This window comes from Oryzihumus sp. (assembly GCF_036391795.1).
Taxonomy (GTDB): Bacteria; Actinomycetota; Actinomycetes; order Actinomycetales; family Dermatophilaceae; genus Oryzihumus.
On the sequence record NZ_DASVZH010000148.1, the window covers coordinates 1 to 19,897 of the forward strand.

Sequence of the window (19,897 nt, forward strand, 5' to 3'; positions counted from 1 at the left end):
CGAGTGGCTCGACCGGCACCGCCTCCGGATGCCGCGCACGATGCTGCGCTACGCCGTCGAGCGCCTGCCCGCCGACCAGCGCGCCCGCCTGATGGCCCGCTGACGCGCCTCCCGTCAGATGAACAGCAGCTGCGCGCCCTCGGTCTTCTCGATGAAGTCGCTGGCGCTGATGATGCCCTCGACCTCCTCGTAGAGGTCCTCCATCGTCAGGTGGTTCATGTCCGCGGACATGCGGCACGCCCACAGGTGGCCGCCGGAGGCGACGATCTGCTCGAGGAACTCCGGGATCTCGGGGACGTCGAGCTCGGCGATGGACTTCTTCAGCTTCGAGGTGGCCATCGCGGTCATGCCCGGCAGGCCACCGAGGCCCTGCGGGATGTGCGTGGCCGTGTTGCCGAGCATGGTGAACTTCAGGTCGCCCATCGTCTTCTTGTTGATCATCTCGAAGCCCCAGAAGGTGAAGAACAGGTGGGTCTCCACGCCCTCGCCGAGCGCGGCGTTGGCCAGGATGAGCCCGGGGTAGGCCATGTCGAGGCTGCCCTTGGAGCAGATGATGGCCAGCTTGCGCCCGGTCGGGGTGGCCTCGCCGAAGTCGGGGACGATGGCGGGGGAGGTCTCCAGCGTGGTCATGACGGGCTCCATCTCCGGGTGCTCACACGCACCCTTGCGGCTTGGGCAGCCCGGCGACGTAGGCCATCTTCTTCGCGGGCTTCTGGGGGAACAGCACGAACAGCTGCTTGACGGGGATGCCGCCGACCGCCGAGATCCGGCGCAGCGTGGCGGTCTCGCCGCGCTCCGCGTAGTCCTGGCGCAGGAAGCGGATCGCCGCCCAGTGCTCGTCGGTGAGCGTGAGGCCGATCTGTGCGGCGAGCACCCGGGCGAGGTCCTCGTCCCACTCGGCGGGGTCGGTCAGGAAGCCCTCGTCGTTGACGTGGACCTGGTGGCCGTCGAGCGTGGTGACGGGCATGACTGCCTCCTTCAGGCGGCGGGGGTGGTGGTCTGGTCGGCCGGGCGGGACTTGCCGACCATCGACATGTGCGCCGGTAGCGGGAGCGGGCGGCCGGGCAACAGGACGTTCCAGTAGAGCCAGCGGAACGCGAGCTTGCCGAGGTGGTTGCCCCGGGTCTCCTTGAGCAGCTCCATCGGCCCGACCAGTGGCAGCGGGTAGGTGCCCGGCAGCGGCTCGGTGTCGTAGTTGAAGTCGATGAGCAGCCCCTTGCCGCCGCCGGACTCCACGAAGCAGTTGGCGTGCCCGTCGAAGGAGCCCGTCATCGGCCGGCCGGAGACCAGCTGCAGGAAGTTGTCGACGAACACCTCGACCGAGAAGTGCGCCACCGAGCCGGCCTTGGAGGTCGGGATGTCGTTGGCGTCGCCGACGGCGAAGATCGTGTCGTGCGCCTTCGACTGGAAGGTGTGCCGGTCCACGGGCACGTAGTTCAGCTCGTCGCCGAGCCCGGAGCGGGCGATGAAGTCCGCGCCCATGTTCAGCGGCACCGTGATCAGCAGGTCGAACGGCACCTCACGCTCGTCGTAGGACACGAGCATGCGGCGCTCGTTGTCGATGTGCTCGACGAGGAAGTCCGGCTCGACCGCGATCTTGCGCTCCTCGAGCATCGAGCCGAGGTGCCGGGACGCGATCGGCTTGGTGAACGCGCCCGGCAGCGGGGTGACGTAGACCAACTCGACCCGGTCGCGCAGCCCGCGCTCGCGCAGCCAGGCGTCGGCCAGGAAGGTCATCTCCAGCGGCGCCACCGGGCACTTGATCGGCATGTCGGTGACGTGCACGACCAGCCGGCCGTGGTCGAACCGCTCCAGCGCGGAGGCCAGGGCCGTGGCGCCGTCGAGGGTGTAGAAGTCGAAGATGCTGCGGCGCCACTCCGCCCCGAGCATGCCGGGCGTCTGGTCCGGCCGCGGCGACGTGCCGGTCGCGATGACCAGGTAGTCGTAGTGCAGCCGGTGCCCGTCGGTCAGGGCGACCGTGCGCTCCTCGGGGTCGATTCGGTGGATCTCGCCGAGGACGAGGTCGACCCCGTCGGGCAGGAACGCGTGCCGGGAGCGGACCACCTGGCCGGGGCGGTAGGTCCCGAACGGCAGGAACAGGTAGCCCGGCTGGTAGGTGTGCTTGTCGTCCCGGTCGACCACGGTGATCGACCACTGCTCCGGGGCCAGCCTCCGGCGCAGCTTGTTGACGATCATCGTCCCCGCCGTGCCACCACCCAGGACCAGCAGCTGCTTGGTCACGACCCACTCCTTGCATCGGATGTCCGCGGAGGTGCTCCTCCACTCCCGACGCTAGGAACGCGGCAGCCTCGCGGTCACCGCCGAAGGTCCCCGGTGAGCGGGGTCACAGGTCCTGAGGCGGCCACCGGCCGCGGCTTGGCGCCGGCCCCGGACGCAGGTATGCCGTGCTCGCCACCCGGGTGGGGAGCACGGCATACCTGGGGCGGGTGGGTCAGGCGGTGACCAGGCCGGCCTCGTCCTGCTCGTCCGCCAGCACCGACTCCTCCTTCGCGCCGTGCATGCCCGAGCGGGCGCCCAGGGCGTAGACGGCGACGGAGAAGGCGGCGACCACGACGAGGTCGACCCAGAACGGGATCACCTTGTCGCCGCCGAACTGGCCGAGCTTGGAGATGACGGCCAGGCCGCCGAGCCACGGCAGGACCCAGGCCGAGGCGCGCCAGTCCATCACGGGACGCTCGGCGGCGGGCGTGCGGGCGTAGTTGACCCCGAACAGCGCGAGGCCGATCACCGCGGCGATGAGCAGCTTGGAGTCGGCCTCCCAGCCGGACCAGTACACGATGAAGTTGGCGGCGACGAACGCCAGCGGGCTGAGCACCCCGGCGGCCGGCAGCCGGAACGGCCGGGGCCGGTCGGGGTCGACGCGCCGCAGCGCACCCAGGGCCACAGGGGCGAAGCCGTACATGATCGCCGTGGCCGAGGTGACCAGGCCGACGAGCGACTGCCAGCTCGGGAAGGGCAGGAAGGCGATCTCCCCGACGATGAAGGCCAGGACGATCGAGGTGAGCGGGACACCCCGCAGGCTGACCTTGGCCAGGCTCCGCGGCAGGTGCCGGTTGTGCCCGAGGGCGTAGGAGAGCCGGGCCGAGGTGCCCAGGTAGAGCAGGCCGGTGCCGGCGGGGGAGATGACGGCGTCGATGTAGAGCAGCGCCGCGAGCCAGCCGGCGCCGACGCCGGTGGCCAGCGTGGCGTAGGGGCCGAAGTCGCCCTTGCCGATGGGGTTGGCCCAGCCGTGGGCCAGGTTGCCCGGGTTGATGGCGCCGATGAAGGCCACCTCGAGCATGAGGTAGATGATCGTGCCGATGACCATGGCGGTGATGACCGCCCGCGAGATGTCCCGCTGGGGGTTGCGGGCCTCGCCGCCCATCTGGATCGCCTGCTCGAAGCCCTGCAGGGCGAACACGACACCGGCGGGCAGGGCCGCCATCACGCCGTGGGCGCCGAAGGGTGCGAACCCGCCACCGGCGTGGAAGTTGCTGGAGTGGAACGACATCAGCAGCAGGACCACCACGGTCAGCACCGGGATGGCCGTCTTCCACAGCACGGTCACCGTGTTGGTCTCGGCCAGCAGCTTGACCCCGACGATGTTGACGATGGTGAACGCCAGCATGAGTGCGCTGGCCACGACCAGGCCGACCATGGTCAGGGTGCCGTTGGTGCTGACCAGACCCGGGAGCTTGTTGTTGGTGTACGAGAGTGCCGCCTCGACCTCGATCGGCGCGATCGTCACCGCCTGCAGCCAGCCCATCCACCCGCTGGTGAAGCCGGCCAGGGAGCCGAAGGCGATGTGGGGGAAGCGGGCCGTGCCGCCGGAGACCGGGTAGGCCGCACCCAGCTCGGCGTGGACGAGGGCGAGCACAGCGAGGAACACGCCGGCCATCAGCCACGAGATGATGGAGGCCGGTCCGGCCACCTGGGCTGCCAGCAGCGCGCCGAGCAGCCAGCCCGAGCCGATGATCGACCCCAGGGAGACGAACGTCAGGCCCCAGAACCCGATGTCGCGTCTGAGGTGGGGACTGGACCCCGTCTTCGTCGGGGCGCTGGCGGTCTGGGTCATGGATGAACCTCCGGAAGCGTCGGGCCGCACGGGTGTCACGCGGTCCGCTTGATGAGGCCGCCGGACGCTAGCAGGACAAATCAGACAAATGGAAGGGTTTCCAGCGGACTCCCAGCCACCGTGGAGGGATCCCTGCTGGGTTGTGAGCAGGGTCACCACTACCGGGCAGTGGTGTCAGCCCCGACCACTGGCCGGTTCCTCCCCGCGGTCTGCCCTGTCCCCGTCACCCCGTCATCGACGGCAGGCAGCGGGCCAGGTGGCGGTAGATGCGGTAGCGCCGCTCGACGTCCAGCGGCCCGTCCTCGCGCACGATCCGGCTCATCGCCCGGACCCCGACGATCGGGACGTTGTCGACGCTGAGCCGGCGCCACAGCGGCAGCCGGGTGTGGGCGAAGCACAGCACGGGGCGCACGTGCACCGGCGGTCCGGCCGGCATCGACTCCAGCGCCGACTGCACCGCCATCACCTGCCGCTGCACGGCTCCGAGGAAGTCGGTGCGGTCCCGCCCGCACACCAGCAGCCGCTCGACCAGGCCGAACGCCCCCGGCGCCGGTGGCCGCACCTCGACCTCCGGGCCGGGCTGGTGCTTGGTGTCGATGACGAAGACCCCGGACGGGCCGACGGCGATGTGGTCGATGTTGAGCCGGCGTCCCGGGATCCGGCGGTCGTGCAGGGCGTAGACCCAGTCGCCGGCCAGCCGGGTCAGGGCCGCACCGACCCGCAGCTCGCCCCGCGAGGCCCGCGCCCAGTCCCGCACCGCCGCCGGCTCGGGGGACAGGGACAGGATCGCCGGCCCGAGGTACGGCCAGCGTTCCAGCAGGTCCTCCTGCCGTTGCCGTCGCAGCCGGGAGTACTCCCGCCACGACGACGCCCCCGGCTGGCCGGGGGAGGGGACGGCCTGCGCCGGCGCCGCCCTGTCGTGGGCAGGGGGGGTGCGCCCGCCCGGCAGGACGCAGTCGAGGCAGAGCACCCGTCGTCGGACGTGCTCGAAGCCGGCCACGTCGCCCACGGCGACGTAGCGTCCGCAACCGCACCACGCGGCGTACCGGACGGTCGTCAAGCTGACTGCGGCCATGCCCCCGATGGCCAGCCATCCACGATCTCGCATCCCGACCTCCCCCTCGAGGGTGGACCGGCGGCCCCGCCCGGGGGAACGGTGTTGGGGCAAGTGCGCCCGAAGGTGCCGCGAGCTGGTCGGCCGTTCGGTTCCCGGGCCTACGTCGTCTGCGGGACGGCGCTGCGCGCCCTTCAGCGGTGGTGACCGAAGAAGCCTGCGAGGCGGTCGTAGAGCGGGGCGTCCTCGGGCAGCTCGACGGCTGGGCCGAACGCCTTGCCCTCGCTCTCGGGCCCGCGGAACTCCGGCTGGAGGGCCGTCGACGCCCAGGTCAGGGAGGCCAGCCCGACCTCCTCGTCGAGGTGGGTGGACTGCCCGGTGGCCACGGCCAGGTCCCAGGCGTGACAGGCGAACTCGGCCGTCTGCTGCGACACGGCGAACCGTCTCGGCATCCCCCCGCGAGGCGTGGCGACGGTGCCATCGAGGTCGCCGGCAGCGCGCCAGGCCTCCAGCAGGGCGGACTCGCCGGCGCGGAAGGCGTCCACCCAGTCACCGTCCAGGGGCTCGCGGGGGGCCTGCCAGTCAGGGTCGTCGCCGCGGGCGCGTCCGGTGAACTGGTGCAGGTCGTGCACGAGGTGCTCGACGAGGGCGGTGACGTCCCACGAGCGGCACGGCGTCGGCAGGTGCGTCTGGTCGTCGCGGACCCCGGCGACGACGGCCCCCGCCTGGTCGAGGGAGCGGGCGAGCAGGGACAGCGGGTCGGTGGGCAGGCTCATGGGACTCCTCGCCGGGTATGCCGTGTGGTCCCCACCGATTCTGGCCCCGGGTCGGGCGATCGCGCAGCGGCAATTCGGCAGCCCGTGCCAGTGGGCTACTGCCCGCTGTCGGCGGCGGCGGCGGCGGCGTCGGCTTCGGCGGCGTCGGCGGTGTGCGGCGTGGCGGTCTGAGCCTCGGCGGGCTCCGGTCGGGCGCGCCACGCGTTCCACATGGACCAGGTCACCGCCACCAACGGCACCGCGATGACGGCGCCGACCACGCCGGCGAGGACCGTGCCGCACGCGACGGTGAGGGCGACGACGAGCGGGTGCAGCCGCACGGCGCGGCTCATCACCAGCGGGTGCAGCACGTGGGCCTCGAGCTGGCCGATGACGACGATGAGGGCCAGGACGAGGAGGGCGATGAGCGGGCCGCGGGCGGCGAGGGCCACCAGCGTCGCGACCGCCAGCGCGACGGGTGAGCCGATCAGCGGCACGAACGCGGCGAAGAACACCAGCAGCGCCAGCGGCAGGGCCAACGGCACCCGGAGCACCAGCAACGTCACGCAGACCAGCACGGCGTTCGTGGCGGCGATGAGCACCACCCCGCGGGTGTAGCCGGCGAAGGTGGACCAGCCGGCGCGGGCGGCGATGTCCCAGCGGCGGCCGTCCCCGGTGGTCTGCCCCAGGAGCCAGGCCCAGATCCGGTCGCCGGAGGACAGGAAGAAGATGGAGCAGAAGATGGCCAGGAGCAGGCCCGTGAGCAGCTCGATCGCCACGCCGGCGCCGCCGAGGGCGTGCCCGGCGAGCGAACCGCCGTTGCTGGTGATCCACGTCCGCGCCTGCTCACCCAGGCGGGTCAGGTCGACGGCTCGCAGGTGCAGCGGGCTGTGCGCGAGGGACCGTTCGATGTCGGCGAGGCCGTCGGCGAACTGCGCGCCCAAGCTCTGGGACTGGGTGGCCACGGAGTTGCCGATGAACGTGAAGATGCCGGCGATGAGCGCCAACGTCAGGATGAGTGCGGTCGGCACGGCGAGGCCGCGGGGCATGACCCGAGTGGCCTGGTCCACCACGGGACGCAGCAGCGCCGTGATGACGAGCCCGACGAAGACGGCCACCGCCACGAAGGTGAGCCGGGCCGCGGCCGCGAACGTCAGGTAGACGGCGGCGGCGACCACGATGAGGCGCCACCCGTAGCCGGCGGCGACCTGCAGCCCTTCAGGGACCCGGGCATGTGGGGGCACCCGCTGCGTGGCTGCGGCGGTCGCGGTGAAGGCGCGGACCGCGGTCGGCGAGGCCAGCGGTGCCTGGGGCGCCGTGGCTGTCTGCGCTGCGGTCGTGGGGCCGGGATTCCCGCCGGATGCGCCGGGGGCGGGCACGTCACTGTTGCTCACGGCTGAGCCCGTCTCTGGAAGGTGCCATGCGAGCATCATCGGTCCTCCGGCTGGCAGCCGCGCTCCGGCCGCGCCCAACCATGGGCTGGGCGAGGTTGTGGACACGGGCGGCGGCCGCCGCGCCGGAGTCGGCACGATGGCCGACATGGTGGGGACCAGGGGGAGGTATCGATGAGGGTCAGCGTGTCCGGGGCCGATCTCGCCGAGGCGGCAGCGCTGCTGCGCCGCTCAGCCGACGAGATGTCGGCCATGCGACGGCACCGTGGGCCGATACGGGGCAAGGCGCGGGACGGGGGCGATGTCGTGTTCGCGGCGGCGGTCGAGGACTTCGCGGACCGGTGGATGTGGGGGATCGAGCTGGTGGGACGTGACGTTGACCTGCTGGCGGACGCCCTGGCCAAGGCGGCGGAGACCTACGCCACCGTCGAGCAGGACGTGACGGTGGGGTTCCAGGGCGACCGGGGCCCGGGCCAATGACGGTGGCGCCCCTGCCCGGCGACCCCGACCGGGTGGCGAGCCTGGCCACGCAGCTGGGGACGATCGGCGCCGGCTTGTCCGCCGGGGCCGGGACCCTGGCGTCCGTCGGGGTGGGTGGCTGGGACGGACCGGCGGCCACGGCGTTCCGGTCGGCGCTCGGGGTGGCGCCGGCGCCCCTGCGCACGGGTGGTGAGGCGTTCGTCGCGGCGGCGCAGGCCGTGGGTCAGCACGCCGCGGTGCTGGAGGCAGCTCGGGAGCAGGCCCGCCTGGCGGTGATGGTGGCCGACGACGCCAAGGCGGCCAGCGGTGTCTGGACGGCGCAGGTGGACGCGCGTGAGGTGGTCCGACGTCGCGCGTCGGCGGGGGACACCGGTGCCGTGGCGGCGCTCGCCGGCATGCCGCTTCCCGGTCTGGATCCCGGTGCCGAAGGTCGAGCCCGCGCCGAGCGGCTGCTCGCCGAGGCGCGCGAGATGGTCGCCGAGTCGGCGCGCCGGGCGGCCGCGGTGCTCGCCCGGGCTGCCGCGCTGGCGCCGAGGGAGCCGAGCCTGCCTGAGCGGGCCCTGATGCGTGGTGTGCAGCTGCAGCGACAGGTGGCGTTCGGCGCGGGGGAGTCGGTGTTCGACCTCGGCGCCGTGGCGTGGCGGACCTCGTTGCCGCGGGCCGCGGCCCACCCCATGGAGTGGGTGACCGACCAGGTCGGGATGGCCAAGGGCCTGGTCAACGCAGCGCAGCACCCGGTCGAGCTGGGCAAGTCCGTCGTCGACTGGGACACGTGGACGACGAACCCGGCCCGCGCGGTCGGCCACGTCGGCGGCAACGCGCTCGGTGCGGTTGCCACCGGCGGCGGTTCGGCAGCGGCGAAGGCGGGGCTCATCTCGCGGCTGCGTCCGTCGGCGTTGTTCCGCAAGGCCCCCAACCCGCCATACGACCTCTCGATCGTGTCCTTCGCGGAACATGATCCGCTGGGTACGTATGCACGTAACGTCCCCCCGCTGGACGGCCATTACGACGTCGCCGCCCACGGCAACGAACTCGAGGTTCAGGTCCACGGAGCAGCGGGGCAGGCCGAGCGGCTTGGGGCCGACAGGCTCGCGAAGCTCATCGTCGAGCAGCCCGACTATGACGGAGGTCCAGTGCGACTGCTGAGCTGCTTCACGGGATCGTCGCCGACGGGCATCGCGCAACAACTGGCGGACCGTTTGGGCATCAACGTGGTCGCGCCATCGAGCAAGCTGTGGATGTGGCCAGACGGGGAGATGGCCGTTGGCCTTGATTGGAAGCGACCAACCGGTGGCTGGATCACGCATGAGCCGAGCGGAGGCGCGCAGTGAAGTTCATCGGATACTTCCGGCAACTTGATCATGGGATGCCCGACGGGCCAGATCTTGTCGAGGCAGTAGCGGTACCTCTGCCTGAAGCCGAGCGGGAACCCTTGGCCAGCTACCTGCGGGCGGGTTTTCCTCTCGTAGTCACAGGGTCGTTGGGGACGGACTTCTTCGCCCCCGAGCGTGGTGAGGTCAGCCGGATCAACACGCTGACAGACGGGGAGTTCCTGTGGCCGGAAGATCTCGCGTACTACGTGGAGACCTACGGGGCCAGACCACCTGCCGAGTTCCTCGAGCACGTGAAGGCGCAGGGCTCACCGCCAAAGTTGGACCAGGATGAATTGGCGACATTGACCACGCAGCTTCGGGGTTACTAACCCGAGAGTCGGATCACGGCTTTGGACATTCAGGCAATTGTCTCGGAGGCGCCCTCGACTGGGCGTGTCCTCGCCCCGGGCTCGCGGGGTGGGGTGATCCGGTCACGGTGAATCCGGGCGGTCCGACACCGATCCCAGCCGTGGTGAACCCGTCCCGCCCCGCCCCGCGGGCAGGATGTCCTCATGAACGAGGTCAGCAAGGACCGCTATGTGGCCCACGGGTTGGTGCGGCGGGGCGAGAGATTCCTTCTGCTGCGGCGTCGCGACGGTCGCTACCTCGGCGGCCAGTGGGATGTCCCGGGCGGCACGGTGGAGCCAGGCGAGACGCCGGCTGAGGCGGCGGTTCGCGAGTGCTGGGAGGAAGCCGGCCTTCGCACCACGGTCGGCCCCGAGGTGACGCGCTTCGAGAACGCCGACACGAACGGGCGTGACCTCACCTTCCACACCATCACGTACCGGTTGCAGCTCCTGGACCCCGGCGCGGAGGTTCACCTGTGCGCCGAGGAGCACGACGACTTCCGATGGCTCACACGGACAGAGGCGCTGGGCCTGCCGCTGGTGTGGCACGTCGCCCTGACGCTCGGCGAGGGCTCGCGGGTGTAACCGCGTGGGGGCCAGTCGGTGAGGCTGACCGCCGAAAGGCTTTCGGACGTCAGCCGCGGAGGCTGCGCGACTGCATCGGCTTGGGAGCCGGCGGGATCCGCACGTCGATCCGGTGCGGCGCGGCGCTGCGGCCCTGCTGCACCAGCGCCGCGACCCGCTCGCCGGGGCGGCGGTTGCTCTGGTCCTCGATGACGGCCTGCAGCAGCTGGCGCAGCACGTCCAGCTGGCGGCACTGCACGACGAGATGGACGAGGTTGCGACGGGTGTGGTCGCGCTCCTGGGCCGGGCCGACCCCGGCCTCGCCGTTTTCGTCCTCGGTGACCACCAGGCTGCGCAGCTCCTCGGCGAGCGGGGCGCGGCACTCCAGGTCCATGTGCCACCCGGCGTCCTCGTCGCGCCGGCCACGCAGGATCGGGCGGCCCTCGCTCGGGACCAGGGTCAGTGACGTCGGGTGCTCGGTCTCCAGCGCGGCGATGAGCCGGTCGAGCCCCGGCACCGCTCCCTGCTCCTGCGCCGAGTCGACCTGTCCGATTCCCTGACCACCCATGGCGGAATCCTGTCGAAGCACCCGGGCACGTGTCCGAGATATCGGACAAGAACCACCACAAGTGACTAGTCACCCGAGCCGCATCGAAAGCGGCCAACCGGCCACAGGCTCGCGCGGCCCTTGAACCCCGCCGGGTCACGCTGGGGCCTAGCCTGAGCGGCATGGCAGCAGGGTGGGAGGGCGTCACCGACGCCCTGGCGCAAGTGACGGACATGCAGTGGTCGGTCCGGGTCCTCGATGCGGTCACGCGCCAGGAGCTGTATGCCGTGTCGCCGGACCTCGTGCTGCCCACCGCGAGCGTGGGCAAGGTCCTCCTGCTCCTCACCGTGGCGGCTCAGCTGGAGGCCGGCGACCTGACCCCGGCGATGCCGTTGCTGCGGGCCCCCGAGGACGCCGTGGCCGACTCCGGGCTGTGGCAGCACCTGACCGCCGACGAGCTGTCCGTGCACGACCTGGCCACGCTCGTCGGCGCGGTCAGCGACAACTACGCGACCAACGTGCTGCTGCGCGCCGTCGGCCTGGGCGCCGTCGACCGGGTCAGCGATGCCTTGGGGCTCAAGGCAACCAGGCTGCACGACCGGGTCCGTGACCACCGCACCGCACAGGACCCGCCGACCCTGTCCGAGGGCACCGCGGGCGAGCTGGCCGACCTCATGGTCGACCTGGACCACCGGGAGGCGATCAGCGCGACGGTGTCGGAGCGCGTGCTGGGCTGGCTCGCCGCCGGTGCCGACCTGTCGATGGTGCCCGAGCCGCTGCACCTCGATCCGCTCGCGCACGCCCACTGCGACCGCGGCGTCCGGCTGTGGCACAAGACCGGCACCGATGACGGGACCCGGGCCGACGTGGGCCTGCTGCGCGCGGGGGAGCGGGCGCTGGCCTGGGCGGCGCTGAGCCGCTGGGACCCCGCAGGCCCGGACCGCCGGGACGAGGCGCTCGCGGTGATGCACGCGATCGGCGCGGTCCTGCGCGAGCAGCTCGGGGAGGCACTGCGATGACGCCGAGGGAGACGGGGAGAGACGCCATGACCGAGGGCACCCACGAGGGCGCCGGGCGGCACCGCGAGATGGCCGACGGACAGGTGCTCGATGCCCTGCGCCGGGCCGCCGCCGACGTGGGCGCGCCGATCTCCGCCGAGCGCTACGAGCACGTGTGGCGCGACTACGACGGGGTCTCCAGCGCCCGGCTCATCCAGCGCTTCGGCTCCTGGAACGCCGCCTGCACCGCGGCCGGCCTGCCCACGAACGCCGGCCGCACGGCATACCGGCGGGGGTGGTCCCAGGAGCAGCTGGTGGCCGCGGTCGCGGACTACCTGCGCTCGGACGGCGCGACCGGCAGCTACGCCGGCTACGACGAGTGGGCTCGCGCGACGGCGGACGCCCCGAGCGCCAACACGGTGCGCAACAACCTCAACGGCTGGGCCAACGCCAAGGCCGGGGCGCAGGAGCTCATCGCGCGGGACGGCGGCTGAGCCGGCGCCGGCGCTCGGCCTGCTCGCGCTCCCACTGCTGCCGCCGGTGCCGCCGCTCGTCGAGGTCGAGCTCGCGCAGCACGCGTTCGACGGCCGCGAGCAGTGACCCGCGCAGCAGCCACAGGTTCGGGCTCTCGCGGGCGTCGACGAGCAGCAGCTCGGTGAGGAACGCCCGCGTCTCGCGCAGGCTGTCCAGCGCGTCGGCCAGCGCTCCCTCGGACCCCTGCACGCTCGGGTCCGCCTCGGCCCGCACCAGCGAGCCGTAGGCGCGCAGCGACCCGGCCAGGTCGTGCAGGAGCGCCCCGAACGCGCCGAGCAGCTCGCTGGTGTAGGCGTTCTCCGGCCCGGCGTCCTCCTCCTGGAGGCCGTCGGCGATCGAGCGGAACAGCGCGCGCAGCGAGACCACGCTGTGCTCGAGGGCGTCCAGGCCGCTGCGCAGGATCGGTGTGGTGTCGGCCGTCCGGACCGCCCGCGGGTTGAGCCGCCGGCTCTCGGCGAGCTGCACGATCGCCCGGTCCGCGGCGTCCACGCGGTGCGACAGGGCGCGGAAGTCGCCCAGCCAGCCGTAGGCCTGGTCGCGGCTCGCGCCCTCGGGCAGCTCGTCGCCCACGCGGTCCAGCAGCGCCGCGGCGTCAGTGGCGACCAGCTCCACGGCGGCACCCGCCGAGCCGACGCGCACCGGCTGCGGCAGCAGCACGTTGACGAGGATTCCCACGCCCGCGCCGACCAGGGTCTCGCCGATCCGGTACGACGCGGCCACGTCCGCGGTCGAGCTGACGCCGAGGATGAGCATCGCGCTGATCGGCGCCTCGAGCAGGTGCTCGCCGAGCCGCACCAGGTGCCCGACGAGCAGCGCCAGGGCGATGACGAGGCCCAGGCTCCACCAGGTCAGCCCCATGACGTTGGTGAGCACGACCGAGATCAACACCCCCGAGAGCACGCTGGCGACGCGGCGCAGCCCCGCGTTGAGCGTCGAGAACAACGTCGCCTGCACCACCAGCAGCGCCGTGAGCGGGCCGGTCAGCGGCGGCGTCGGCTCGTGCAGCACCGCGACCGCGACCACGTAGGCGACGACCGCCGCGAACGTCAGCCGGGCCGTCCGGGTCAGGATCGCGCGGCCGTTGCGGTGCCACACGTCCCGGGCGCCGCGCAGCACCGACCGCACGGCCGCGGCCGTGCCCGGGGAGTACGTCGGGCCGTGGCGGGGGAGCGTCACAGGATGAGGATGGCGGGTGGCGGGTCGGCTGTCAGCCGCGCCCCCCGGCACACGCCGGTATGCCGTCTGGCCCGGCTGCGGCGCCTGCCTCGCCCCGGGGTGCCCAAAGTCCTTGCGCGGGAGGACGTACGCCTCTCGCGCGCGCGTGACCGCCGGCGCACCGTGGAGCCAGGAACTCCAGGGGAGAGGTGGTCGGCGGTGCGCAGTCCACGACAGGTCGCGGCGCTGGCCCTCACCGTGTCCGTCCTCGCCGTGACCGCCGCCTGCGGCTCCTCCGGGACCGGGGCGACGGGTCCCTCCTCCACCGCCGGTGTGCCGACCACGTCCGGCCGTTCCAGCACGTCCGGGCCGGCGACGAGCACCACGGCCCACCCCACGCCGACGCCCACCGTTCGGCCGAGTGCGCCCAGCCCGTCGACCCGCGCGAGCGTCACCACCCGGCCGACCAGCGCACCGCGACCGACGGCTCCGGCGCCGACGCGCACCACGCCGGGGCCGGTGACCCCCGCGCTGCCGGCACACCTGCTCGGCACCGTGGTCTCGCGCATTCCCACCACGTCGAAGGTCGTCGCGCTGACCTTCGACGCCGGCGCCAACGGGGACGGTGTCCCCGCGATCCTGGCCACGCTGCAGGCCCAGCACGTGCCCGCCAGCTTCTACCTGACCGGCGACTTCGTCCGGGCCTTCCCCACGCTGGCCCGCCAGCTCGCGGCCTACGGGCGGATCGGCAACCACACCGACAAGCACCCGCACCTGACCACGCTGTCCGACGCCGCCGTGCGCACCGAGGTGGCCAACGGGGCCGCGGCGATCACCGCAGTGACCGGACGCAGCGCCAAGCCGCTGTTCCGCTTCCCGTTCGGGGAGTACACCGCGCACACGCTCTCCCTGGTCAACGGCATGGGCTACGTCGCCGTCGGCTGGACCGTTGACACCCTCGGCTGGAAGGGCACCTCCGGAGGGCAGAGCGTCAGCACCGTGGTGTCCAGGGTGGTGGCCGCTCGCACCCCCGGTGAGATCGTGCTGATGCACGTCGGGTCCAACCCCGACGACCACACCACGCTCGACGCCGGCGCCCTGCCCCAGGTGATCAGCCAGCTGCGCTCCTACGGCTACTCCTTCGTCACGCTCTCGGCGCTCGGTATCTGAGCCGTGCCCACGGGCGTCCGCGATGAGAGACAGCCGTTCCACGGGCCGGAAGCCCGGCCTAAGGTCGATCCCAGGTCATGAGTGTCAGCGCCAAGCCCCGGCTCGCTGACCGGCAACCCTCCACCGCGGTGGGGTGCCCCGGGTGAAGACCAGGCGGTGCGTCACAGGACGGCGCCCCGCAAGCGCGGAGACACCTCCCCGGTATCCCCGCACCTCGCGTGAGGTGCGCCCCGCACCTTTCGCGACCACTCGTCATACGTGAGAAGTGCTGAGAGGCAAGGGAACCCGATGACTGACACGACCCCGAACTGGTCCTTCGAGACGCGGCAGATCCACGCCGGCCAAGTGCCCGACGAGGCGACCGGCGCGCGGGCGCTGCCGATCTACCAGACCACCTCCTACGTGTTCAAGGACACCGAGCACGCGGCGAACCTGTTCGCGCTCAAGGAGTTCGGCAACATCTACACGCGCATCATGAACCCCACCCAGGACGCGGTGGAGCAGCGGATCGCCTCGCTCGAGGGCGGTGTGGGGGCGCTGCTGGTGGCCTCGGGTCAGGCCGCCGAGACGCTGGCGATCCTCAACATCGCCGAGGCCGGCGACCACGTCGTGGCGAGCCCGAGCCTGTACGGCGGCACCTTCAACCTGCTCAAGCACACGCTGCCCAAGTTCGGCCTGCAGGTCACCTTCGTCGAGGACGCCAACGACATCGAGTCGTGGAAGGCCGCGGTCCGGCCCAACACCAAGCTGTTCTTCGCCGAGACGATCTCGAACCCCAAGTCGGAGGTGCTCGACATCGAGGGGGTCGCGCGGGTCGCCCACGAGGTCGGGGTGCCGCTGGTGGTGGACAACACGATCGCCACGCCGTACCTGATCCGCCCGCTGGAGTGGGGCGCCGACGTGGTGGTGCACTCGGCCACGAAGTACCTCGGCGGCCACGGCACGACGATCGCGGGAGTCATCGTCGACGGCGGCACGTTCGACTACGGGCGCGACCCGGAGAAGTTCCCCAACTACAACACCCCGGAGGAGAGCTACCACGGGCTCGTCTTCGCCCGGGACCTCGGCGTCGGCAGCCCGCTCGGCGCGAACCTCGCGTTCATCCTCAAGGCGCGGGTGCAGCTGCTGCGCGACCTGGGGTCGGCGATATCGCCGTTCAACGCCTTCCTCATCGCCCAGGGCATCGAGACGCTGAGCCTGCGACTGGACCGGCACCTGGAGAACACCCGCCAGGTCGCGGCGTTCCTCCAGGGTCGTGACGAGGTCGAGCGCGTGGTGTGGGCCTCCCTGCCCGAGCACGAGAGCTACGCCAAGGCGCAGAAGTATTCCCCCAAGGGCGCCGGCGCCGTGCTGGCGTTCGAGATCCAGGGCGGTCTCGAGGCGGGGAAGCGGTTCGTCGAGGCGCTGACCCTGCACAGCCACGTCGCCAACATCGGCGACGTGCGCTCGCTGGCCATCCACCCGGCGTCGACGACCCACTCCCAGGGGCCGGACAGCGACCGCCTCGCGGCCGGCGTGACGCCCGGGCTGGTGCGCCTTGCCGTCGGCGTCGAGCACATCGACGACATCCTCGCCGACCTCGAGCAGGGGTTCACCGCCGCCAAGGGCGCCTGACCTCAGGCGCCTGGCCGCCGGGCACGTCGAAGACTTCACCACGCGCGGGCGTGGTGGAGTCTTCGGCCTGTTCGCGGCGGCCCGGCGGTCAGCGCGTCACCCCGCAGCATGCCGTGGGCGCCCGTCCCGCGTCGATCATGACGTCGTCGCCTCGTTTGCCGGCGCAGGAAGGTGGAGCAGGCACGCGCCCGGCTCGGCGAAGGGGACCAGGTCGGCGTGCTGGCCGGCCGCGCCCCAGTCGGCCAAGGCCCCCCTGACGATGCCCAGGTGCACGCCGCAGACCACGTCGGGCTGCTGCCTCGCCGCCTCCAGCAGCGGACAGCGCCTGAGCCGCACCACGGTTGCCCGGACATCGGCCGTGGGGGCGAAGCCCAGGCCGCCGAGCAGGCGCACTACCCGGCGTCGGGCCATGGGCGAGGACGTGACCTGGCCGGGGGAGGCCTGGGCGAGCTGCGCGCCCCACGTCTCGCCAGCACGGACTGCGTCCTCGCCGGGGCGACGGCTGGTGTGCGCGAGCTGGGTGGCCAGAGCCGTGGCGAGCCCGGCGTACTCCCGGGCTACCACAGGCTGATCGGCCCCGGCGGTGCGGGCCGCGTAGAGCCACGCCGGGCGGCCGCGAGTCCTGGCGTCGGCCCGGCGACGCGTGGCGAGCCTGGCGGTCACCAGCTCCTCGAGATGCCCCCGCATGGTGTTGCGGTGCTGGCCGGCCTGCGAGGCGAGGTCGGCCGCGGTAGCCGGCGCCGGCTGTGCGGCCAGCAGGTCCAGGGCCGCGGCGAGGCTACGTGTGAGCCGCTGCGGGGCGGCGGGAGACGGGGCTACCGGGCCGAAGCCGGCCGCCATCCGCGCGGCCACCGGATCTGGATTATTCACGGAAAAAATTGTATTAAATTGAGGTGTGCCCCGCCACGTCGATCGGGGTGGACCGGAGGAGCGTCGTGAACAACGTTGTCGTGGCTTCGAGCGAGCAGGATGCGGCCGCCATGGAGGCTGTCAAGCAGCATCACGCCGAGATGGGTGGGGCGCTGGCGGCGCTGGTCGAGGGCCTGGTCGTCGCCGCAGAGAAGGGTGCGGCGGAGCCGGCCCGTGAGCGGCTGCTGCAGTGGGCCCGGACGGAGCTGGTGCCCCACGCGCTGGCCGAGGAACAGGTGATGTACCCGCTTGCCCATCAGGACGACCGCGCCCGTCTGCTCGTCGAGGCGATGCTCGGCGAGCACCGGCTCATCGTGGCCCTCGTGGACGACCTGGCGGCGACGGGCAGCCCGGTGCGGGCCGCGGCCCAGGCCATGGCGCTGCAGGTGCTCTTCGAGAGCCACCTGGCCAAGGAGAACGAGCAGGTGCTGCCTCTGCTGGCGGCCGAGCCGGGTGCCTCGCTCGCGCAGGCCCTGGAGGGCATGCACGAGCTGCTCGGCGGCCATCAGGACGGGCACAGCCACGGCGCGGTCGGCGGTTGTGGTGGCGGCTGTGCCTGCGGCGAGACCGACCCGGTGGGTGTGGCCCCGGAGCTCGATGCGCGGGCGGTGCCGCACGCCATCCGACACGCGACGATCTTCGGCGCCCTGGACTCGGTGCAGTCCGGCCAGGGCCTGGTGCTGCTGGCACCGCACGACCCGCTGCCGCTGCTGCGCCAGCTGGAGGCGCGTGCGCCGGGCGCCTTCACCGTCGACTACCTCGAGCGAGGTCCCGACACCTGGCGGCTGCTCTTCGTCCGGTCCTGAGTCGTCAGCGCGGTCAGGTCGTGTGACCTGCCGGGCGGACGTGTCCGGCCTGTCGCGGCGGCGCGCTGCGGCGCGGCCCTATGGTGACCGCATGCCCGAGACCTCCGCCCGCGCCGCCGGCCGTCCACGGTCGCCGGAGAAGGAGGCGGCGATCCTGCGTGAGGCCCTGCGCCTGCTGTCGACCGAGGGCTACGCCCGCATGACCCTGCAGCTGGTGGCGGACGCGGCCGGCGTGAGCAAGTCGACCATCCACCTGCGCTGGCAGACCAAGGCCGACCTGGTCACCGCGGCGCTGGAGGCGATGCGGATGGTCCACACCGAAGCCGGCAGCGGGGACACCCGCGCCGACCTCGTGGCCATCCTGGAGGACTTCGAGAGGACGATCGAGCAGGTCAACGGGATGGCCCTCATCGGGACCTGCCTGGCCGAGGAGGGGCGCGCCCCGGAGCTGCTGCAGCTGTTGCGCGAGCGCACGGTCCTGCCCCGGCGCGAGCTGCTCCGCGAGGTGCTCGAGCGGGCGGTGGCCGCCGGGGAGGTGCGCAGCGGGGTCGACCTCGAGGGGGCGGTCTCGGCGCTGCTCGGTCCGTACTACGCCGACCACCTCGCGGGCCGGGTGGCACCGGGATGGGCGCCCGCCGCGGTGGACCTCGTCCTCGCCGGGCTGCGTCAGGCGGCGCGGGCCTGACCGGCGGTGAGCAGCGCGCGGTACTGCAGGGCCCTGCGGTCCAGCTCGGCGTCGGAGATCGTGCGGACGCCGTGCAGGACCATCGGCTCGGCCATCGGCATGCCGCACAGGTAGGCGGTGGCGTCCAGCGGACGCATCAGCTGCTCCATGGTGAAGCGGTTGTAGCCACCCTCGACGTACGCCGCCTCGGGGCCGCCGGTGGAGGTGACGACCTGCAGCGTCTTGCCGCGCAGCTTGGTGCCGTCGGTCCCGTAGGCGAAGCCCCAGGTCAACACCTGGTCCATCCACGACTTGAGGACGCCCGGCACGGAGTACCAGTGCCACGGGAACTGCCACACCACCGTGTCGTGCTCCAGCAGGAGCTGCTGCTCCCGGGCCACGTCGATGCGTCCGTCGGGGTAGGCCGCGGCGAGGTCGTGGACGGTGACGCCCTCGAGGTCGCGCACCGCGTCGGCGAGCCGGGCGTTGACGCGCGAGCCCTCCAGGTCGGGGTGGGCGAGCAGGACGAGGGTGCGGTGGGCGGTCATCGGCAGCGCTTCCGGTCGAGGGCAGGAGTAGACAGCTCTGTCTGTCGACGAAGCATAACCGCACCGCCTGGTTCGGTATTCCGCGTGGCCGGGTCGGGCGTGACGGTCACCACGTCGCTGCGGTGCCGGAGCAGCCCGGGCGGTCCCGGACAATGGAGCACGCCATGACTGCACCCACCGAGCTCGCCCCGCCCACCGCCGACGGGCCCGTCACCGTCGCCATCACCCGCCGCGTCGCCGCGGGGGACACCACCCAGATGATCGCCTGGGTCAGGGCGGGGACCGCGATGGCCGAGCTCTTCCCCGGCTTCCTCGGCGCCGGGTGGGTCCGTCCGGGGGACGCCTCCGACGAGTGGCACATGCTCTACCGGTTCGCCGACCACGAGAGCCTGGACGCCTGGGAGACCTCCACGGAGCGGCAGTGGTGGCTCCGCTCGGGCGAGGGCCTGGTCGAGCACACCCGCGCCGAGCGCCGCACCGGCATCGAGGGCTGGTTCGACCCGCCGGAGTCCACGACGGTCGAGGCGCCGGCCGGGCCGAAGCCCCCGCCCCGGTGGAAGCAGTCGCTGCTCATCTGGATGGCGTTCTTCCCCGTCAACCTGCTCGCCACGCTCACGCTCGGCGCGCTCCTCGTGCACTGGCCGGTGGTGCTGCGGGTGCTGTGCATGACCGTGGTGCTCACGCCGATCATGACCTACCTCGTCCTGCCGGCCCTGACCCGGCGGATGGAGGGCTGGCTGCACCGCTGAGCGAAGGGTTGTCAGGGTCCTGACCCCGACAACCCTCAGGTGGGGCCGGAACTCGGTCGAGGGGCACGCCGGCCGCCACCTATCCTGAGACCCATGTCCGCCGAGCCCTCCCCCCAGCCGCGGCGTGCCCGCGGCCGGTCGCGCTCGTCGGGACAGCGGTCCTC

Annotated in this window: 22 protein-coding genes and 1 riboswitch; of the genes, 11 read left to right on the forward strand and 11 right to left on the reverse strand. The window is 72.4% G+C overall.

Translation table 11 applies throughout. From position 1 onward, the window contains the following. Nucleotides 1-114 precede the first annotated feature (114 nt). From VF825_RS08580 to VF825_RS08610, 7 genes are all read right to left on the reverse strand, one after another. Nucleotides 115-630, reverse strand: a complete 516-nt coding sequence (locus VF825_RS08580) for a DsrE/DsrF/DrsH-like family protein (RefSeq protein ID WP_331112204.1) — start codon at nucleotides 628-630, stop codon at nucleotides 115-117. Between the two features lie 22 nt (nucleotides 631-652). Further along, entirely contained in the window at nucleotides 653-967 is a 315-nt protein-coding gene (locus VF825_RS08585; protein ID WP_331112206.1) for a TusE/DsrC/DsvC family sulfur relay protein, read from the reverse strand. A gap of 11 nt (nucleotides 968-978) precedes the next feature. Then, on the reverse strand, nucleotides 979-2,241 hold the full coding sequence (gene sqr, locus VF825_RS08590) for a type III sulfide quinone reductase, selenoprotein subtype (protein WP_331112208.1): 1,263 nt from the start codon (nucleotides 2,239-2,241) through the stop codon (nucleotides 979-981). A gap of 211 nt (nucleotides 2,242-2,452) precedes the next feature. After that, nucleotides 2,453-4,075, reverse strand: a complete 1,623-nt coding sequence (locus VF825_RS08595; RefSeq protein WP_331112210.1) for an APC family permease — start codon at nucleotides 4,073-4,075, stop codon at nucleotides 2,453-2,455. Between the two features lie 223 nt (nucleotides 4,076-4,298). Continuing rightward, nucleotides 4,299-5,183 (reverse strand): nuclease-related domain-containing protein, encoded by an 885-nt coding sequence (locus tag VF825_RS08600; protein ID WP_331112212.1) that lies wholly within the window; start codon nucleotides 5,181-5,183, stop codon nucleotides 4,299-4,301. Nucleotides 5,184-5,323: 140 nt separating this feature from the next. Beyond that, the gene (locus VF825_RS08605) at nucleotides 5,324-5,905 is read right to left on the reverse strand and encodes a TIGR03086 family metal-binding protein (protein WP_331112214.1); all 582 of its coding nucleotides are present in this window, start codon (nucleotides 5,903-5,905) and stop codon (nucleotides 5,324-5,326) included. 95 nt (nucleotides 5,906-6,000) lie between these two features. After that, a complete protein-coding gene (locus VF825_RS08610; protein WP_331112216.1) occupies nucleotides 6,001-7,278 on the reverse strand; it encodes an AI-2E family transporter in 1,278 nt (425 codons plus the stop codon). Between the two features lie 171 nt (nucleotides 7,279-7,449). Between VF825_RS08610 and VF825_RS08615 the strand changes: the two genes are divergently transcribed. From VF825_RS08615 to VF825_RS08630, 4 genes are all read left to right on the forward strand, one after another. Beyond that, the gene (locus tag VF825_RS08615) at nucleotides 7,450-7,755 is read left to right on the forward strand and encodes a hypothetical protein (protein WP_331112218.1); all 306 of its coding nucleotides are present in this window, start codon (nucleotides 7,450-7,452) and stop codon (nucleotides 7,753-7,755) included. Then, the gene (locus VF825_RS08620; RefSeq protein WP_331112220.1) at nucleotides 7,752-9,086 is read left to right on the forward strand and encodes a putative T7SS-secreted protein; all 1,335 of its coding nucleotides are present in this window, start codon (nucleotides 7,752-7,754) and stop codon (nucleotides 9,084-9,086) included. Before VF825_RS08615 ends, VF825_RS08620 begins: the two co-directional genes overlap by 4 nt. Next, a complete protein-coding gene (locus tag VF825_RS08625; protein WP_331112222.1) occupies nucleotides 9,083-9,457 on the forward strand; it encodes a hypothetical protein in 375 nt (124 codons plus the stop codon). Before VF825_RS08620 ends, VF825_RS08625 begins: the two co-directional genes overlap by 4 nt. 183 nt (nucleotides 9,458-9,640) lie before the next feature. After that, nucleotides 9,641-10,060, forward strand: a complete 420-nt coding sequence (locus VF825_RS08630) for an NUDIX hydrolase (protein ID WP_331112224.1) — start codon at nucleotides 9,641-9,643, stop codon at nucleotides 10,058-10,060. Nucleotides 10,061-10,109: 49 nt separating this feature from the next. Here VF825_RS08630 and VF825_RS08635 read toward each other — a convergent pair whose 3' ends face one another. Further along, entirely contained in the window at nucleotides 10,110-10,607 is a 498-nt protein-coding gene (locus tag VF825_RS08635) for a hypothetical protein (protein ID WP_331112226.1), read from the reverse strand. A 161-nt stretch (nucleotides 10,608-10,768) separates the two neighbouring features. On the opposite strand from VF825_RS08635, the gene VF825_RS08640 reads away from it, so the two are divergent. Then, nucleotides 10,769-11,605 carry a serine hydrolase gene (locus VF825_RS08640; RefSeq protein ID WP_331112227.1) on the forward strand — a complete coding sequence of 279 codons (837 nt, stop codon included), beginning with the start codon at nucleotides 10,769-10,771 and terminating at the stop codon, nucleotides 11,603-11,605. A 26-nt stretch (nucleotides 11,606-11,631) separates the two neighbouring features. Then, on the forward strand, nucleotides 11,632-12,078 hold the full coding sequence (locus VF825_RS08645; protein ID WP_331112229.1) for a homing endonuclease associated repeat-containing protein: 447 nt from the start codon (nucleotides 11,632-11,634) through the stop codon (nucleotides 12,076-12,078). Here VF825_RS08645 and VF825_RS08650 read toward each other — a convergent pair. Next, nucleotides 12,056-13,294, reverse strand: coding sequence for an FUSC family protein (locus VF825_RS08650; protein WP_331112231.1), 1,239 nt, complete (start codon nucleotides 13,292-13,294; stop codon nucleotides 12,056-12,058). The two genes, VF825_RS08645 and VF825_RS08650, sit on opposite strands and share 23 nt — an antisense overlap. Nucleotides 13,295-13,492: 198 nt before the next feature. Between VF825_RS08650 and VF825_RS08655 the strand changes: the two genes are divergently transcribed. Next, a complete protein-coding gene (locus tag VF825_RS08655; RefSeq protein WP_331112233.1) occupies nucleotides 13,493-14,443 on the forward strand; it encodes a polysaccharide deacetylase family protein in 951 nt (316 codons plus the stop codon). Nucleotides 14,444-14,516: 73 nt separating this feature from the next. Further along, nucleotides 14,517-14,634, forward strand: a riboswitch (SAM riboswitch). 97 nt (nucleotides 14,635-14,731) lie between these two features. Further along, nucleotides 14,732-16,057 (forward strand): bifunctional o-acetylhomoserine/o-acetylserine sulfhydrylase, encoded by a 1,326-nt coding sequence (locus VF825_RS08660; protein ID WP_331112236.1) that lies wholly within the window; start codon nucleotides 14,732-14,734, stop codon nucleotides 16,055-16,057. Between the two features lie 135 nt (nucleotides 16,058-16,192). On the opposite strand, the gene VF825_RS08665 is transcribed toward VF825_RS08660, so the two are convergent. Next, complete coding sequence (locus tag VF825_RS08665) at nucleotides 16,193-16,927, reverse strand: hypothetical protein (protein ID WP_331112238.1); 735 nt, start codon at nucleotides 16,925-16,927, stop codon at nucleotides 16,193-16,195. A 65-nt stretch (nucleotides 16,928-16,992) separates the two neighbouring features. Between VF825_RS08665 and VF825_RS08670 the strand changes: the two genes are divergently transcribed. After that, complete coding sequence (locus VF825_RS08670) at nucleotides 16,993-17,772, forward strand: DUF2249 domain-containing protein (protein WP_331112240.1); 780 nt, start codon at nucleotides 16,993-16,995, stop codon at nucleotides 17,770-17,772. Nucleotides 17,773-17,863: 91 nt separating this feature from the next. Continuing rightward, nucleotides 17,864-18,457: a TetR/AcrR family transcriptional regulator gene (locus tag VF825_RS08675; protein ID WP_331112242.1), complete on the forward strand. Its 594-nt coding sequence runs from the start codon at nucleotides 17,864-17,866 to the stop codon at nucleotides 18,455-18,457. Here VF825_RS08675 and VF825_RS08680 read toward each other — a convergent pair. Next, complete coding sequence (locus VF825_RS08680; RefSeq protein ID WP_331112244.1) at nucleotides 18,439-18,984, reverse strand: NAD(P)H-dependent oxidoreductase; 546 nt, start codon at nucleotides 18,982-18,984, stop codon at nucleotides 18,439-18,441. The genes VF825_RS08675 and VF825_RS08680 overlap by 19 nt on opposite strands. Nucleotides 18,985-19,148: 164 nt before the next feature. Between VF825_RS08680 and VF825_RS08685 the strand changes: the two genes are divergently transcribed. Next, the gene (locus VF825_RS08685; protein ID WP_331112246.1) at nucleotides 19,149-19,733 is read left to right on the forward strand and encodes an antibiotic biosynthesis monooxygenase; all 585 of its coding nucleotides are present in this window, start codon (nucleotides 19,149-19,151) and stop codon (nucleotides 19,731-19,733) included. Nucleotides 19,734-19,897: the final 164 nt, after the last annotated feature.

Bases quoted from the DNA above. Each gene is read 5' to 3' on its own strand.
- VF825_RS08605 (WP_331112214.1), bottom strand. From the start codon at position 5,905: ATGAGCCTGCCCACCGACCCGCTGTCCCTGCTCGCCCGCTCCCTCGAC.
- VF825_RS08635 (WP_331112226.1), bottom strand. From the start codon at position 10,607: ATGGGTGGTCAGGGAATCGGACAGGTCGACTCGGCGCAGGAGCAGGGA.
- VF825_RS08620 (WP_331112220.1), top strand. From the start codon at position 7,752: ATGACGGTGGCGCCCCTGCCCGGCGACCCCGACCGGGTGGCGAGCCTG.
- VF825_RS08600 (WP_331112212.1), bottom strand. From the start codon at position 5,183: ATGCGAGATCGTGGATGGCTGGCCATCGGGGGCATGGCCGCAGTCAGC.
- VF825_RS08585 (WP_331112206.1), bottom strand. From the start codon at position 967: ATGCCCGTCACCACGCTCGACGGCCACCAGGTCCACGTCAACGACGAG.
- VF825_RS08595 (WP_331112210.1), bottom strand. From the start codon at position 4,075: ATGACCCAGACCGCCAGCGCCCCGACGAAGACGGGGTCCAGTCCCCAC.
- VF825_RS08630 (WP_331112224.1), top strand. From the start codon at position 9,641: ATGAACGAGGTCAGCAAGGACCGCTATGTGGCCCACGGGTTGGTGCGG.
- VF825_RS08675 (WP_331112242.1), top strand. From the start codon at position 17,864: ATGCCCGAGACCTCCGCCCGCGCCGCCGGCCGTCCACGGTCGCCGGAG.
- VF825_RS08645 (WP_331112229.1), top strand. From the start codon at position 11,632: ATGACCGAGGGCACCCACGAGGGCGCCGGGCGGCACCGCGAGATGGCC.
- VF825_RS08680 (WP_331112244.1), bottom strand. From the start codon at position 18,984: ATGACCGCCCACCGCACCCTCGTCCTGCTCGCCCACCCCGACCTGGAG.
- VF825_RS08580 (WP_331112204.1), bottom strand. From the start codon at position 630: ATGACCACGCTGGAGACCTCCCCCGCCATCGTCCCCGACTTCGGCGAG.
- VF825_RS08640 (WP_331112227.1), top strand. From the start codon at position 10,769: ATGGCAGCAGGGTGGGAGGGCGTCACCGACGCCCTGGCGCAAGTGACG.
- VF825_RS08660 (WP_331112236.1), top strand. From the start codon at position 14,732: ATGACTGACACGACCCCGAACTGGTCCTTCGAGACGCGGCAGATCCAC.
- VF825_RS08685 (WP_331112246.1), top strand. From the start codon at position 19,149: ATGACTGCACCCACCGAGCTCGCCCCGCCCACCGCCGACGGGCCCGTC.
- VF825_RS08615 (WP_331112218.1), top strand. From the start codon at position 7,450: ATGAGGGTCAGCGTGTCCGGGGCCGATCTCGCCGAGGCGGCAGCGCTG.